Origin of the sequence: Rhizobium sp. SEMIA4064, assembly GCF_003025035.1 — a bacterium.
GTDB classification, from domain to species: domain Bacteria; phylum Pseudomonadota; class Alphaproteobacteria; order Rhizobiales; family Rhizobiaceae; genus Rhizobium; species Rhizobium paranaense.
On record NZ_PYJN01000016.1, the window covers coordinates 298,231 to 312,598 of the forward strand.

Annotated in this window: 15 protein-coding genes; 9 read left to right on the top strand and 6 right to left on the bottom strand. The window is 59.7% G+C overall.

The features are described 5' to 3' along the window. Positions 1 to 39: 39 nt before the first annotated feature. Positions 40 to 648, top strand: coding sequence for a class I SAM-dependent DNA methyltransferase (locus C9E91_RS11430; protein WP_107108388.1), 609 nt, complete (start codon positions 40 to 42; stop codon positions 646 to 648). Positions 649 to 729: 81 nt separating this feature from the next. Here C9E91_RS11430 and ilvC read toward each other — a convergent pair whose 3' ends face one another. Both ilvC and C9E91_RS11440 read right to left on the bottom strand, forming a co-directional pair. After that, complete coding sequence (ilvC, locus tag C9E91_RS11435) at positions 730 to 1,749, bottom strand: ketol-acid reductoisomerase (protein WP_107108389.1); 1,020 nt, start codon at positions 1,747 to 1,749, stop codon at positions 730 to 732. Between the two features lie 44 nt (positions 1,750 to 1,793). Next, a complete protein-coding gene (locus C9E91_RS11440) occupies positions 1,794 to 2,444 on the bottom strand; it encodes a TetR/AcrR family transcriptional regulator C-terminal domain-containing protein (protein WP_107108553.1) in 651 nt (216 codons plus the stop codon). A 175-nt stretch (positions 2,445 to 2,619) separates the two neighbouring features. Between C9E91_RS11440 and C9E91_RS11445 the strand changes: the two genes are divergently transcribed. Continuing rightward, the gene (locus tag C9E91_RS11445) at positions 2,620 to 3,099 is read left to right on the top strand and encodes a hypothetical protein (protein WP_245407471.1); all 480 of its coding nucleotides are present in this window, start codon (positions 2,620 to 2,622) and stop codon (positions 3,097 to 3,099) included. Positions 3,100 to 3,124: 25 nt separating this feature from the next. Here C9E91_RS11445 and C9E91_RS11450 read toward each other — a convergent pair whose 3' ends face one another. Further along, on the bottom strand, positions 3,125 to 4,033 hold the full coding sequence (locus tag C9E91_RS11450) for an AraC family transcriptional regulator (protein ID WP_107108390.1): 909 nt from the start codon (positions 4,031 to 4,033) through the stop codon (positions 3,125 to 3,127). Between the two features lie 198 nt (positions 4,034 to 4,231). Here C9E91_RS11450 and C9E91_RS11455 point away from each other — a divergent pair, with 198 nt between their 5' ends. Further along, positions 4,232 to 5,275, top strand: a complete 1,044-nt coding sequence (locus tag C9E91_RS11455; RefSeq protein ID WP_107108391.1) for an NAD(P)-dependent alcohol dehydrogenase — start codon at positions 4,232 to 4,234, stop codon at positions 5,273 to 5,275. A gap of 153 nt (positions 5,276 to 5,428) precedes the next feature. Here C9E91_RS11455 and C9E91_RS11460 read toward each other — a convergent pair whose 3' ends face one another. Next, positions 5,429 to 6,691, bottom strand: coding sequence for an NAD(P)/FAD-dependent oxidoreductase (locus C9E91_RS11460; protein ID WP_107108555.1), 1,263 nt, complete (start codon positions 6,689 to 6,691; stop codon positions 5,429 to 5,431). A 298-nt stretch (positions 6,692 to 6,989) separates the two neighbouring features. Here C9E91_RS11460 and C9E91_RS11465 point away from each other — a divergent pair, with 298 nt between their 5' ends. After that, positions 6,990 to 8,099 carry a sulfite oxidase gene (locus C9E91_RS11465; protein WP_107108556.1) on the top strand — a complete coding sequence of 370 codons (1,110 nt, stop codon included), beginning with the start codon at positions 6,990 to 6,992 and terminating at the stop codon, positions 8,097 to 8,099. A gap of 107 nt (positions 8,100 to 8,206) precedes the next feature. Here the strand turns inward: C9E91_RS11465 and C9E91_RS11470 are convergent, their stop codons facing one another. Next, positions 8,207 to 8,671 carry an Lrp/AsnC family transcriptional regulator gene (locus tag C9E91_RS11470; RefSeq protein WP_107108392.1) on the bottom strand — a complete coding sequence of 155 codons (465 nt, stop codon included), beginning with the start codon at positions 8,669 to 8,671 and terminating at the stop codon, positions 8,207 to 8,209. Between the two features lie 160 nt (positions 8,672 to 8,831). On the opposite strand from C9E91_RS11470, the gene C9E91_RS11475 reads away from it, so the two are divergent. From C9E91_RS11475 to C9E91_RS11495, 5 genes are all read left to right on the top strand, one after another. After that, positions 8,832 to 9,551 carry an aspartate/glutamate racemase family protein gene (locus C9E91_RS11475; RefSeq protein WP_107108393.1) on the top strand — a complete coding sequence of 240 codons (720 nt, stop codon included), beginning with the start codon at positions 8,832 to 8,834 and terminating at the stop codon, positions 9,549 to 9,551. Positions 9,552 to 9,624: 73 nt separating this feature from the next. Then, positions 9,625 to 10,554: a bifunctional helix-turn-helix transcriptional regulator/GNAT family N-acetyltransferase gene (locus C9E91_RS11480; protein WP_107108557.1), complete on the top strand. Its 930-nt coding sequence runs from the start codon at positions 9,625 to 9,627 to the stop codon at positions 10,552 to 10,554. 76 nt (positions 10,555 to 10,630) lie between these two features. Further along, positions 10,631 to 11,137, top strand: a complete 507-nt coding sequence (locus C9E91_RS11485; protein WP_107108394.1) for a GNAT family N-acetyltransferase — start codon at positions 10,631 to 10,633, stop codon at positions 11,135 to 11,137. An 89-nt stretch (positions 11,138 to 11,226) separates the two neighbouring features. Next, positions 11,227 to 11,844, top strand: coding sequence for a TetR/AcrR family transcriptional regulator (locus tag C9E91_RS11490; RefSeq protein ID WP_107108395.1), 618 nt, complete (start codon positions 11,227 to 11,229; stop codon positions 11,842 to 11,844). 55 nt (positions 11,845 to 11,899) lie between these two features. Continuing rightward, complete coding sequence (locus tag C9E91_RS11495; protein ID WP_107108396.1) at positions 11,900 to 13,114, top strand: MFS transporter; 1,215 nt, start codon at positions 11,900 to 11,902, stop codon at positions 13,112 to 13,114. Here C9E91_RS11495 and C9E91_RS11500 read toward each other — a convergent pair whose 3' ends face one another. Then, complete coding sequence (locus C9E91_RS11500; RefSeq protein WP_107108397.1) at positions 13,115 to 14,362, bottom strand: FAD-dependent oxidoreductase; 1,248 nt, start codon at positions 14,360 to 14,362, stop codon at positions 13,115 to 13,117. Positions 14,363 to 14,368: the final 6 nt, after the last annotated feature.

Below are 14,368 nucleotides of genomic sequence, written 5' to 3' on the forward strand. Positions count from 1 at the left end.
TACTGCGATTAGTATGCCCCCAACCGAGCAGAAATCCTTATGACGAACGACGACCGCACATCCTCTTTTTACGACGAGAACGCCGCCACCTATGCAGTGCGCGACCGCAGCCTGCCACAGCGTCGGCTCGATGCCTTTCTGAATGCCCTTCCCGCCGGCGCGTCGATTCTCGAGCTTGGTTGCGGCGGCGGTCAGGACGCGGCCTATATGATCGCGCAGGGTTTTAACGTCACCGCCATGGATGGTTCGGCGGAAATGGCCAGGCAGGCTGAAAAGTTGCTCGGAAAGCCGGTGATCGTTCGCAAGTTCGAAGAACTGGAGGACGATCAAGCCTATGACGGCATTTGGGCCGAAGCATCCCTGCTGCATGTGCAACGATCGGATCTTCCAGGGATATTCAACCGCGTCCACAAAGCCCTGAAAAACGGCGGCATATTTCACGCTAGTTTCAAAGCGGGAGACACCGAGGGTTACGACAGCTTCGGCCGATATTACAACTATCTCTCGGCCGACTGGCTGAACGACCTGCTGATCTCGACCGGCTGGAAAGAGATTTCACTCAACGAAACCGACGGTAGCGGCTACGATGGTAAGCCGACGAAATGGCTGCGGATGAGAGCCAGCAAAAGCATTCCATCGGCTACTTGAGCCGTAAACATCTTGAAACGTTCAGGGCCGGGGAAGTCTCCCTCCCCGGCCTTTCTCATTGCGGTATAGACCCGAAGAAGCTTAGTTGACGCTCTTGTCGACCAGCTTGTTCTTGCCGATCCAGGGCATCATGCCGCGCAGCTTGGCGCCGACTTCTTCGATCTGGTGGCTGTCGTTGTTGCGGCGGATACCCTTGAAGCGGGCAGCGCCCGAACGGTATTCCTGCATCCACTCGGAGGTGAACTTGCCGGTCTGGATGTCCTTCAGGACGCGCTTCATCTCCGCCTTGGTTTCTTCGGTGATGATGCGCGGACCGGTGACGTATTCGCCCCACTCGGCCGTGTTCGAGATCGAGTAGTTCATGTTGGCGATGCCGCCTTCATAGATCAGGTCGACGATCAGCTTTACTTCGTGCAGGCACTCGAAATAGGCCATTTCCGGCGCGTAGCCAGCTTCGACCAGCGTTTCGAAGCCGGCGCGGATGAGCTCGACGAGACCGCCGCAGAGAACGACCTGTTCGCCGAAGAGGTCGGTTTCGCACTCTTCGCGGAAGTTGGTTTCGATGATGCCCGAACGGCCGCCGCCGACGCCGCAGGCGTAGGAGAGAGCGAGTTCAAGGGCATTGCCGGAAGCGTTCTGGTGAACTGCAACGAGGCAAGGAACGCCGCCGCCCTTCTGGTATTCGCCGCGAACCGTATGGCCCGGGCCCTTCGGAGCGATCATGACGACGTCGACCGAACCCTTCGGCTCGATGAGGCCGAAGTGAACGTTCAGGCCGTGTGCGAAAGCGATCGCAGCACCGTCGCGGATGTTCGGAGCGATTTCAGACTTGTAGATGTCGGCCTGCAGTTCGTCCGGGGTCGCCATCATCATCAGGTCAGCCCAGGCAGCAGCTTCGGCAACGGTCATGACCTTGAAGCCATCGGCTTCAGCCTTCTTGACGGTCGGCGAACCGGCCTTCAGCGCGATCACAAGGTTCTGTGCGCCGCTGTCCTTCAGGTTCAGCGCATGAGCGCGGCCCTGGGAGCCGTAGCCGATGACGGCGACCTTCTTCGACTTGATGAGGTTGAGATCGGCATCACGATCGTAATAGACGCGCATTGTTTGTCCTTCCCTTTGCTTGTCTGGGTGCAGATTTCGAATTGTCAGACGGTCGCTGCTGCTTCCGCCAAAACTTTTTCCGTACCGTAAAGCCTGAGAAAGGCGCTGACCGCCTTCTCCGCTTGACGGCTGGTATCCTTCAAACCGGGCTCGCCGAGCAGCATGCGCACATGCAGATCGGAAACGATGAGCCCGTAGAATGTGTGATATGCCTCGTCGGCATCGGTAAAGCGCAGCAGTCCTGCCCGCTTCCCGGCATCGATCAGCCCGCTGGCACGCCGATCGATCTGGCGGCGGCCACGCTCGAGCAGAAGCTTGCCGAGTTTGGAGCCGTCGCGGTTGGATTGACCGATCGCCAGACGGTTCAATGCGAGCGAAACATCGCCCGCCAGAACCTCCAGCAGATCGCGGGCGAAAATGACGAGATGGTCATGCAGGCTTGCCACGGTCAGCCGTTCGCCGTTGCGCTCGAAGGTGCGCACCTTGTTCGCCTGATAGGCAATCATCGCCGATAGCAGACCATCGCGATCGCCGAACCATTTATAGAGACTTTCCTTGGAGCAATTGGCCGCGCGCGCGACACCAGAGGTCGTCAGCGCCTTTTCGCCGCCATCGACGAGCAAACGCAGCGCCTGTTCCAGAACGGCGTTCTGGCGCGGCGAAAACTCGCTCGTCTGTCCTGCTTCGCTGAGCACGATGGCCACTCCCAAATGCGTACCGTACGGTACGGTTCGCGGTCGTTATGACTGAGGGCGAGGCAAGCGTCAAGCGCAAATCGTTGCTGCACTGCGCCAAAAGAGAGCGCTTGTCAGGGTGGGTTCGCGGCGGCTAGAGCTTGCCAGATATCCGCTTCTCCGCTGGAACCTCCTGATGACAAACAAGTATCCGCTTCCTTCCGAGACATCGGCCAGCTTCACGTACAAAAGCAAACTGCGCGCACTTGTCCGCTTTGCAGGAATTTGCCTTACAGTCGGGATGCTTCCCTTGCCCGTCTCTGCTCACTCAACGGCAAAGCCAGTCTCCAGTCTGGCCGGGCACTATTGCGGGAAGCTTCTGTCCAGCGGCAGGTTGGTGGATGTCGAGACCTCCCTGCAGATCGACAAGCAAGGTCACATCTCGGGGACTTACCGCTTCGATGACGACGGAACCACGACGACCGGATCATTGTCAGAGGTCGGGACAACGACCAGCAGAGAGCGGACGCTGCGCTGGTTCGACAAATATGGAATGGGATTACTGACGATCCGCTTCGATCGAAGCCATCACCATTTCGAAGGATTGTGGGCGCCACAAGATACCACCCCCAACTACACCTGGAGCGGCGGCGACTGCGCCGCTCCTATCAGTTGATCGCAGCCCGGCAATAGAACGGAGCCTATTCCGCTGCCACTGCACTGCGCATGGCCTCGACATCCTTCAAGGGCGGCAGGCCATAGAGGCGGCTATATTCGCGGCTGAACTGCGAAGGGCTCTGATAGCCGACGCGATGGCCGGCCGATCCGACGTCGAGCTGCTCGACAATCATCAGCCGACGCGCTTCATGAAGGCGAAGCTGCTTCTGATATTGCATCGGCGACATCGCGGTCACTGCCTTGAAATGATGATGCAGCGACGAAACGCTCATGCCGACGCGCTCGGCCAGATCTTCGATGCGTAACGGATAGGCGAAATTACCCCGTATCCAGGCAACGGCACGCGCCACCCTGTTGCTCTGGCTCTCGGCCATGGCGACCTGCAGCAGCCGAGGGCCGTTCGGACCGGTCAGCAGGCGATAAAGGATCTCCTGCTCGATCAATGGCGCCATGGCCGGAATATCCTCAGGCCGGTCTAGCAGTCTGAGCAACCGCAGTGAGGCATCGAGCAATTCCGGCGATGCCGCATTGACCGCGAGCCCGCGCATAGGTTCCGCCGTCAACGCCTGGCGCGGAATATTGACGCGCGATAACAGCTCCTTCAGGCGCTCACTGTCGAGCGCCATGCCAAAACAAAGATAAGGCGTATCACTGCGGACATTGGTCACCTGCGTCGATACAGGCAGATCGAGGGCGGTCAAAATATACTCGCCGACGCCGTAGTGGTACGTATCGGTACCGACCGTCAGGCTCTTGCGTCCCTGGACCACAACGGCATAGCAGGGCCGATAGGCCCCATGTTGCCACACGGTGACCGCCGACTGGCGATATAGGTTGAGCCCCTCAATCGGCGTGCGGTGTTCTCCGTCCCCCGTGGCGAAACGTGCAACGATGGAGGCGAGCTCCTGATTGGGATTGAAAGCGAGTGTCATGCGCAACCGATTGTTTTGAGAGCGTGTCTACGCTTATCTAGGTGACCCTCTCTCCCTGAAAAAGAGCCGCTGCCAATTTAGATTCGCAGGATCGTACATAAAGCTTGCAGGATCGCTCTAACGCTGTCGCCCGGTCCCGATGCATAGTCCAGCGTCCCAATTCCACCCCCAACCCATCACAAAGATAAGGAATCTCCCATGCCTATCGCAAAGGGTTACGCAGCGACCGACGCGTCCAAGCCGCTCACGCCGTTCACCTTCGAACGCCGTGATCCGAACGAGGACGATATCGTCATCGCGATCAAATTCTCCGGCATCTGCCATTCCGACATTCATCAGGCTCGCAACGAATGGGGCAACGCTAAATATCCGATGGTACCGGGTCACGAGATCGCCGGCATCGTCACGGCCGTTGGTTCAAAGGTAACGAAGTTCAAGGTCGGCGACCGTGTCGGTGTCGGCTGCTTCGTCAATTCCTGCACGACTTGTGCCACCCGCGATCTCGATCTTGAACATTACATGCCGGGCATCGTTCAGACCTACAACGACGTCGAAGCCGACGGCGAAACGCCGACTTATGGCGGCTATTCGGATTCGATCGTCGTCAAGGAAGGCTATGTCCTTTCCATCCCCGACAATCTTCCGCTCGACGCGGCAGCCCCGCTGCTGTGCGCCGGCATCACGCTTTATTCGCCGCTGCACCACTGGAAGGCCGGCCCCGGCAAGAAGGTTGCGATCGTCGGCATGGGCGGCCTCGGCCATATGGGCGTCAAGATCGCCCATGCGATGGGCGCTGACGTCACCGTTCTCAGCCAGACGCTGTCGAAGAAAGAAGACGGTCTCCGCCTCGGCGCTGATCACTACTACGCGACGAGCGACGCCGAGACATTCAAGACGCTTGCCGGCACGTTCGACCTCCTCATCATGACGGTTGGTATCGCTGTCGACTGGAACGCCTATCTCAGCCTGCTGAAGGTTGATGGCAATATGGTCGTCGTCGGTGCGCCCGAACATGCCGTTCCGGTGCATGCCTTCTCGCTCATCCCCGGCCGCCGCAGCCTTTCCGGCTCGATGATCGGCTCGATCAAGGAAACCCAGGAAATGCTCGATTTCTGCGGAGAGCACAACATTGCCTCGGAGATCGAGGTGATCAATATCGATCAGGTCAACGAAGCCTATGAGCGCGTTCTGAAGAGCGACGTCCGCTACCGCTTCGTCATCGACATCGCCTCGCTGGCCTAAAGCTCGTCGCGATCTTTCAGATTCGCTCCCACGCTTTAGCTCCTTGCTTTGCATGTCGTTTTCGCAAAACCGCCGCATACTTTTGCGCGACATGCATTAAGCGCTATGGCACAAGACTTACAGAAAAGGGCAGCCACCGTGGCTGCCCTTTTTTCATTCCTCGCGCATGGTTTCCCTCTGGGTAATCAGCCGGGCGCTGTGCTGTCGGCTGATGTAGATCCACAGCCAGCTCCAGGCGACTGCAATACGCCAGCGCACGCCGATCAGGAAGTAGATGTGGGCGAGTCCCCAGACCCACCAGGCGAGCCATCCCCTGAGCTTGATCCAACCGAAATCGATGATCGCCGCACTCTTGCCGATCGTGGCGAGACTGCCCTGGTGACGATAGTGAAATGGGCCCGGCGCCGGCTGGCCCGATAGCTTTGCCCATATCACCTTGGCGACATAGGCACCCTGCTGCTTGGCGGCCGGCGCGATCCCCGGCACGGGGCTGCCGTCATCGCGCATGACTGCCGCCGTATCGCCGATGACGAAGACATCCGCCTTGCCAGGTGCTCTCAACTCCTTGTCGACCACGACACGGCCGGCGCGGTCGGAAGGAGCGCCTAGCCATGCCGCCGCAGGTGAAGCCTGCACGCCGGCGGCCCAGACGATCGTCCGGCTCGGCACGAAGGTTTCCCCGATCGTCACCCCCTCCGCGGTGCAGGATGTCACTGGTTTTCCAGTGCGGACTTCGATGCCCAATTTTTCCAACGCCTTGTGGGCATAGGAAGACAGCACTTGGTCAAAGCTTGCGAGAACGCGCGGGCCCGCTTCGACAAGAATGATCCTGGCCTTGGTGGTGTCGATGTTGCGAAACTCCTTCGGGAGAGTCGTTCTCGCCAGCTCGGCAATAATACCGGCAAGCTCGACACCGGTCGGCCCGGCACCGACGATGGTGAAGGTCAGCAGAGCATCCCGGATAGCGGGATCGCTCTCCAGTTCCGCCTGTTCGAAGGCCAGCAAAACGCGGCGGCGGATCGTTGTTGCATCCTCCAGCGTCTTCAGCCCCGGCGCCACCGGTTCCCATTCGTCATGCCCGAAATAGGCGTGAGTCGCCCCCGTAGCCAGCACGAGCGTATCATATGCGATCGTGGTGCCACCTTTCAGCATCACCACATGTGCCTGGCTGTCGACGCCGACGACTTCTGCCAGCAGTGTCGTCACCTCCGGCCGATCGCGAAAAAAGCTTCGGATCGGCCAAGCAATCTCGGAGGTGGCAAGCAAGGTGGTGGCGACTTGATAGAGCAGCGGCTGGAACAGGTGATGGTTACGCCGGTCGATCAGCGTGATGCGGACCGGAGCTCCCTTGAGATCGTTGACGAGCTGCAAGCCGCCAAACCCACCCCCAACGACGACAACGTGATGATCTTGCACGACGACACCCCGCATCTATTTATCCTCGCAACCGTAGGGTTGAGGACGATAGCCGGCAACCATCTTTTATGCATGGCACCTGTGCGGGGACGCGAACCGAATGACCGGAATTTGGTAGCAGATGCCACCAGCGGCAGCTTTCGGCCCTTTGCTGCCGTTCGAGGTCGATCCGAGGAACGTGCGGTATGTGCTAGAATGCGGCCGAAGGCGGAATGAGACTGCGAGGGGCGGTGTGATCGAACCGGAATGCGCGCGACCGAGTGCCAACGTTGTACTCTTGGAAGGGGAGACGAGGAAGATGCCGACACCAGAGCAACCCAGTCTAATAGTTCGACAGAAATCCCCACAGAACATCGAGTTTCCGTTTGCGTCGCTCTCGGATTGGCTAATCCCAACCGAGCTGTTCTTCGTGCGAAACCATTTCCCGTCGCCGGACCTCGATGCGCGAGACTGGAGATTGCGCGTTGGCGGGGCGGTGGAGCGGCCGATCGAACTTGACCTCGACAGCATCAAGGCGATGCGGAGCACGACTTTCACCGCCGTCGTGGAGTGCGCAGGGAACGGGCGGGTCTACTACGAGCCGCCGAAAGAGGGGTTGCAGTGGCAGAACGGAGCCGTCGGCAATGCCGCGTGGACAGGTGTTCTTCTGCGCGAGATTTTGGAAATGGCGGGCGTTAAGCGAACCGCATGTGAGGTTCTGCTCGTAGGCGCCGACAGCGGCGTCGTCGACACGAACAAGAAAACGGCTTCTCCCGGCCCCATCGCTTTTGCGCGCAGTTTACCGCTTGAGAAGGCTATCGCTCACAGCACGATCCTTGCCTATTCGATGAACGAGGAGCCTTTGACGCGCGATCACGGCTACCCGCTACGCGCGGTCGTGGGTGGCTGGTTCGGCATGGCTTGGGTCAAGTGGATCACGCATATCACGGTTGTGGAGCAACCGTTCCTTGGCTACTGGCAGGCGCGTGACTATTTCCGTTGGGAGCACAGCCTCGGGGAACCCAGGCTGGTCCCCCTTGCGGAGATGGAGGTCAAAGCGCAGATCGCGCGTCCCGTGCAGGGGGCGCATCTCATCGCCGGCCAACCGTATCGGATTTTCGGAGCCGCCTGGAGCGGAGAGGCTGTTATCCGGCAGCTGCAGGTCTGCACCGGAGATGGCAGGGGCTGGCGCGAGGGAAGGCTCCTCGAAACAGAACGTCCCTATGCATGGCGCTTGTGGGAGTACATGTGGACCCCTGAAGAAGTGGGGCGATATAAACTGCGATGTCGCGCGATCGATGGGGCGGGGCGCGTGCAGCCCGACCTCCCACGTTCCGACTGCGAGAGCTACGCGGCCAATTGGATCGTTCCGGTGGAGGTTACGGTCGTTCCCAAGCCACAGACGTACGAGGAGGAATTCGTAATCTAATCACCCGCATGGGGCGGAATGGCGGCTTCTGGCGCCAAGTTGCCGTCAATGATACTTCGGAAAACTTAGTAGCACTCGCTACATCGTTCTTCCGCAACGAGATCGCTTCACTCGGCATAACTAACCGGGATCGTCACGCCGCTTTTCAACACTTCCATTGAGATCGACGCCGAAACGTCGAAGAGTTCTACTCGACGCACGATCTTCTTGTAGATGACATCATAGTGTTCGACCCGTGGCAGCACGATTTTCAGGATATAGTCGTGATTGCCGGTCAGCCGGTGCGCCTCGACAATCTCGGGAATGTCGCTGATCGCCTTGCGAAAGGTTTCGATCCATTCGTCGGCGTGATGCGCTGTCTTGATCAGCGCGTAGAGCGTCGTCGGCACCCCCATCTTCTCTCGATTGAGCACGACGATGCGTCTGGCGATATGGCCGCTTTCCTCCAGCCGCTGGATGCGCCGGGAGCAGGCTGAGACCGACAGCGCCACGCGGTCGGCAAGATCGGTCACCGAAATGCCGGCATCGGTCTGCAAAAGATCGAGAATCTTTCGGTCGCGTTCGTCAAGCATGTGCAGCCATCTCCGTAATGACGCGGTATTTTTGCGCATAATACGATATAAGCGCAAAACTTTGCAGATAAAATCGGAGGCACGACAAAGATTGCAAACACGCGGCGCGTGAAATGCCTCAATATTCTGCTATTCATAATCAAGAACGGAGAGCAGCAGTATGCGCACCATCGGCCTTATCGGCGGCATGAGTTTCGAGAGTTCCGCGGTTTATTATCGTCTTATCAATGAGATGGTGCGCGACAGACTGGGCGGCCTCGCCTCGGCCGAGGTGCTGCTGTATTCCGTCAATTTCGAAGAAATCGTCGCCTTGCAGAAGGCCGGTCGTTGGGACGATGCCGCTGCTCGTCTTGGCGATGCCGCGCAGCGTCTGCAGACCGCCGGCGCCGAATGCGTGTTGATCTGCACCAACACCATGCACCTGATCGCCCCGGAAGTTGCCGCACGAGTCTCCATTCCGCTGATCCACATCATCGACGAGACGGCGGCTGCGTTGAAGGACGCCGGCCGCGTCAAGCCGCTACTGCTGGCCACGCGCTACACGATGGAACACGGCTTCTACACCGATCGCATGGCTCGCAACGGTGTCTCCATAATGGTGCCGGATGCTGAAGACCGTACGGTTACCCACGATATCATCTTCAACGAACTCTGTGCCGGCATCGTCAAGGACGAGTCGCGCCGGAAACTGATGGCAATCATCGAACGCGCCAAGGCCAAAGGTGCGGACAGCGTCATTCTCGGCTGCACGGAGATCTGCCTGATTCTCGATCCGAATGCGCTTATTTTGCCGGGCTTCGACACCACGACAATCCACGCAGAGAAGGCAGTCGATTTCGCTCTCGACGGGGAAAAGACGAGCGCCAGCAAGGCCGCATGATCAAGCCAAATTTACTTGACTGAGTCCAATAAATGATGGACATCGTCTTCTATATTTTAGGGAGACGATGTCCATGCTTGTTACGACGGAACTCGCGACCATCGATGCAGTCCGCGACTTTAATCGCTTTTATACAAATTTCCTCGGCGTTCTGAACAAAGCCTATCTCGACAGCCCTTATGCCCTGACGGATGTCCGCGTTCTCTTCGAAATCGGCTCGCGCGGCGGCGTCGCCGCCTCGACACTGACGCGTGACCTGCATCTCGATCCCGCCTATCTCAGCCGCATTCTGAAGCGCTTTCGCGAAGACGGCTTGATCGAGACCAAACCCGATCCGGACGATCTGCGCAGCCAGATCATCACGGTCACCGATAAGGGACAGCAGCAATTCCATGAATTCGTGCGCCGCTCCCGCGCCGAGATCGCCGGGCATTTCGACGCGCTGGCGATCGGCGAGCCCGAACGCGTCGTCGACGCGATGCGAACGATCCGAACCGTACTCAACTCCACCGCTAATGCCATGCCTCCGGCCATTATCCGCGCCCACCGCGCCGGCGATATCGGCTGGATCGTCCAGAGCCAGGCACGCTTCTACTGCGAGGAATTCGGTTGGGATCTGCGTTTCGAAGGCCTGGTCGCCGAGGTTGCCGGGAAATTCCTCTCCAATTTCAATCCGCAAAAGGACCAATGCTGGATCGTCGAGCGGGGCGGACTGAATGTGGGTTCCGTCATGGTCGCCGATGGCGGCGACGGCATCGCGAAGCTTCGGCTGCTCTATGTCGACAAAACAGCACGAGGCCTCGGCCTCGGCAAACTGCTGGTCGGTGAATGCATCCGTTTTGCCCGCAGTGCCGGCTACCGTCAGCTTTCGCTCTGGACCAACGATATCCTCGATGCCGCTCGGGGCATCTATATCCAGTCTGGCTTCCGGCTCGTCTCGGAAGAAAAACATCGCATGTTCGGCCCGGAGTTGAACGGCCAGACCTGGGTGCTGGATCTCTGAGCTGAGGCGTGCATAGACACGCTGTGGCTTCACCTCTATCCTCGGTACACGCCAGATTTGCATCGAGTTACCTGCCATGACCTCACGCAGCGAAATCCGGATAGAACCTATCGCCGTCAAACACATCGAAGGTTTTCACAAGGCGCTCGATACTGTTGCGCGCGAGCGAGAATATCTGACGATGCTTCAAGCCTTTCCACTGGGGCAGACGCGCGTCTTCGTGCTCGGCATGATAGAGAAAGGTAATCCACAATTCGTCGCCCTAGCGGACGGAGAGGTGGTCGGCTGGTGCGATATCAGCCGCCATACTTTTCCCTCCCACGCCCACGCCGGCTCGCTCGGCATGGGCATCATCCCAGCCTATCGCGGCCAGGGCCTGGGGCATCGTTCGATAGATGCGGCTCTGCGGGCCGCGCGTGACGTGGGAATAGAACGTGTCGAACTCAGCGTGCATGCCGACAATGGCAGAGCCATAGCGCTCTATGAGAAGGTCGGCTTTGTCCGTGAAGGCCTGGCGCGCAAATCCGTTCTCATAGATGGACGCTACAAGGACGCGATCCACATGGCGCTACTTTACGAGTAGCGGAACTGAAATCAACGATTTCGGTGGCAATTATGTTGCGTCGCAAAATTCTGCTTGATTTGGAAACGATCATTTCCTAAACAAGCAACATGACGACAGACACACTGGATATTTCCCCGAAGCCTCGCGGTCGCCCGCGAGAATTCGATTTGGACGCAGCGCTCGATGAGGCGTTGCGGGTATTTTCCGAGCGCGGCTACTATGCCGCTTCGATCAGTGAGCTGACCGAGGCCATGGGCCTGACCGCGGGCAGCGTCTATAAGGCGTTCAAAGATAAGCGCGGCGTGTTCGTAGCCGCTTTCGATCGCTATCGTCGCGTGCGTCTCCAACTGATCGACGAGTGTCTTGCCAAGGCGCCCAATGGTTATGAAAAGCTGCACTCCTTGGTGGCATTCTTCGCCGAGGCTTCATGCGGCGAGATCGGCCGCAGAGGCTGCCTCGTAGTTGGTAGCGCGACCGAGCTTGCGCTTTTCGATGAGGAAGTCGCCAGCCGTGTCGGCGTGGCTTTCGATTTCGACGAGCGACGCATTCGGGACCTCATCCTTCTAGGTCAGACGGATGGGTCCGTGGCAAGGCATATCGATCCGGACAGCACCGCCTGCGCCTTACTTGCCCTTACGAAAGGCATGCGCGTGATTGGAAAGACCGGCCGCAAAACCGAACAAATGCTCGCCGTCGCCGAGACGGCCATGAAACTGCTGAACTGATTTTTCACACGAATATTCGGGGAAGCGTTCCCCCGCCCGCATCAAGGATCAAGATATGTCTGCAACCGCCGCAGCGAGACGCGAGAGCGCTCCGCTCCCCGAGAAGACCATTTCGCCATTGATGACTTTCATGTTCGCTGCCGCCTGCGGGCTGGTGGCCGCCAATCTCTATTACGGCCAGCCGCTGGCTGGCCCGATCAGCCAGGCGCTCGGCTTCACGCCGGCAGCGACCGGTCTGATCGTGACGCTGACGCAGATCGGCTATGGCCTCGGCCTGCTGCTGATCGTACCGCTCGGTGACCTCTTGGAAAACCGAAGGCTAGTGCTGACCTTGATCGGCCTTTCGGCCGTGGCGCTCGTCGGCGCCGCCTTCGCTTGGTCGCCATCGCTATTCCTGCTTGCCTCCCTTTGCATCGGCCTCGCCTCGGTGGCCGTACAGGTGCTGGTGCCTTTCGCTGCCCACATGGCGCCGGATGCCAGCCGCGGCGCAGTTGTCGGCAATGTCATGAGCGGCCTGCTTTGCGGCATCATGCTGGCCCGGCCAGCGGCGAGCTTCCTGTCGGAACTCTCCTCCTGGCATACGGTCTACATCCTCTCAGCCTGCGTCATGATCGGGCTTGCCATCATTCTTCGCATCGCCCTGCCGACCCGCGTTCCGCACACCAAGCTGCACTACGGCCAACTGCTCTCTTCAATGGGCCATCTCGCGCTGCATACGCCGGTGCTGCAACGCCGCGCGCTCTATCAGGCCTGCATGTTCGGTGCCTTCAGCCTGTTCTGGACAACGACGCCGCTGCTGCTGGCAAGCCCTGCCTTCGGCCTGACGCAGAACGGTATTGCCCTCTTCGCACTGGCTGGCGCCGCAGGCGCGGTCGCTTCGCCGATTGCCGGTCGTATCGCCGATCGCGGCTGGACGAAGCTTGCCACCACCTTCGCCCTGGTGCTCGCCATCATCGCTTTCCTCATTGGCCACGCTTCCGGTAGCGGCTCGCTGCTGGCGCTCGTCACATTGACACTCTCCGGCATCCTGCTCGATTTCGGCGTGCAGACCAATCTCGTGCTCGGCCAGCGCGCCATCTTTGCGCTGAGCGCCGAACATCGCAGCCGCCTGAATGGTCTTTACATGGCGACATTCTTTGCCGGCGGCGCGTTCGGCTCGGCAATCGGCGGCTGGGCCTATGCCACCGGCGGCTGGAATCTCGCCTCATGGATTGGCGTCTGCTTCCCGGTGGTGGCGCTGCTCATCTTCCTGACCGAACGGCAGAAATGATCAGGATGGCTGCGGAACGACACTCCGCAGCCAATCGCATTCGCTGAGGCCGGCCGAAGCAAAGGGATCGATCAAAGTGCCGGAGACAATCGAGGCCAAGATCTGCGGCCCCGGCGGCACCTTGGCGATGGTGGCAACCAGTCGATCCCGGACCCAGGCCAGTGCTGTCGAATCCGACTGGTAGAACGGCGTAAACACCAGCGATAGCAACTGAAACAGCCGCACATGCATCCGCCGCGCGTTGGTATAGTCGGCAAGCGCTGCACCGATATCCTCGTTGCCCGCCAACGCATGTGCAAGCGCCGCCACATCCAGCAGCGCCATATTGGCGCCCTGCCCGAGTTGCGGGCTCGTCGAATGTGCGGAGTCGCCGACGAAGACTGTACGGCCGCAATAGGGCATGGCCACGGTTCGATGGGTGTAGCGCGCCAGCGTCAACTGATCCCAATCGATAATCTGATCGAGCAGCGGCTGGCATTCCGGCCAATAGCCGCGGACCGCCGACTTCCAGCGATCGAGCCCCTGCCTGCGCACCTCATCGGCATCCGCGATCTTCAAACTCCAGAACAACGCCGCCTGCTTCGGCAGGTCCGGCCTCCGCTGTCCAATCGGCAACACGCCGATCATCACTTGCGCCTGGTCGTAGCGCTGCGTCAGCGCCTTCTCATCCACCAACCCATCCGGACAATCCAGCGTCGCCCAGAAGGCGCCATAGGCGAGATTGCGCGTCCGTGGTGCGACCGGCGACGCAGCGATCAATTCAGAACGCGCACCGCTCGCGTCGATGACAAGATCATACGGCCCCACCCGCTCTCCACCCTCGATAATGAGATAGGTCTGACTGCCCTCTTCCAACGTGCCAGTCACCCGCCGTCCGGTAAAGACAAGGTGTCGCCGTGCGGAGACTTCGTCGTAGAGCGTATCGAACAGCGCGGCGCGATGAACAGCCAGCCCATACCGCCCGCCGGCCAGCCTGTCATAACGCACGTCAAGAACGATGCAGCCACGCTTCGTCTCGGTGCCGAACAGCCGGTCGATGCGATTGCCGGCGGCGTGGATGGCGGGGCCGAGGCCGAGCGATTCCAGCACGGTCAGGCCGGTCGGCTGCAGCATCAGGGCGGATCCGACCGGCGCAGGATTGTCGAACCGCTCGACAATCTCCGTCGTATGGCCGGCGCGGGAAAGAAGCAAGGCGGCAGCAAGGCCCGCAGGTCCGGCGCCCACGATCGCAATTTTCAGGGATTTCACCGGATG

What these genes read in the sequence shown, in the direction of transcription:
- C9E91_RS11485 (WP_107108394.1), top strand. Translation starts at nt 10,631, where the DNA reads ATGACCTCACGCAGCGAAATCCGGATAGAACCTATCGCCGTCAAACAC.
- C9E91_RS11445 (WP_245407471.1), top strand. Translation starts at nt 2,620, where the DNA reads ATGACAAACAAGTATCCGCTTCCTTCCGAGACATCGGCCAGCTTCACG.
- C9E91_RS11490 (WP_107108395.1), top strand. Translation starts at nt 11,227, where the DNA reads ATGACGACAGACACACTGGATATTTCCCCGAAGCCTCGCGGTCGCCCG.
- C9E91_RS11495 (WP_107108396.1), top strand. Translation starts at nt 11,900, where the DNA reads ATGTCTGCAACCGCCGCAGCGAGACGCGAGAGCGCTCCGCTCCCCGAG.
- C9E91_RS11455 (WP_107108391.1), top strand. Translation starts at nt 4,232, where the DNA reads ATGCCTATCGCAAAGGGTTACGCAGCGACCGACGCGTCCAAGCCGCTC.
- C9E91_RS11430 (WP_107108388.1), top strand. Translation starts at nt 40, where the DNA reads ATGACGAACGACGACCGCACATCCTCTTTTTACGACGAGAACGCCGCC.
- C9E91_RS11450 (WP_107108390.1), bottom strand. Translation starts at nt 4,033, where the DNA reads ATGACACTCGCTTTCAATCCCAATCAGGAGCTCGCCTCCATCGTTGCA.
- C9E91_RS11475 (WP_107108393.1), top strand. Translation starts at nt 8,832, where the DNA reads ATGCGCACCATCGGCCTTATCGGCGGCATGAGTTTCGAGAGTTCCGCG.
- C9E91_RS11470 (WP_107108392.1), bottom strand. Translation starts at nt 8,671, where the DNA reads ATGCTTGACGAACGCGACCGAAAGATTCTCGATCTTTTGCAGACCGAT.
- ilvC (WP_107108389.1), bottom strand. Translation starts at nt 1,749, where the DNA reads ATGCGCGTCTATTACGATCGTGATGCCGATCTCAACCTCATCAAGTCG.
- C9E91_RS11465 (WP_107108556.1), top strand. Translation starts at nt 6,990, where the DNA reads ATGCCGACACCAGAGCAACCCAGTCTAATAGTTCGACAGAAATCCCCA.
- C9E91_RS11480 (WP_107108557.1), top strand. Translation starts at nt 9,625, where the DNA reads ATGCTTGTTACGACGGAACTCGCGACCATCGATGCAGTCCGCGACTTT.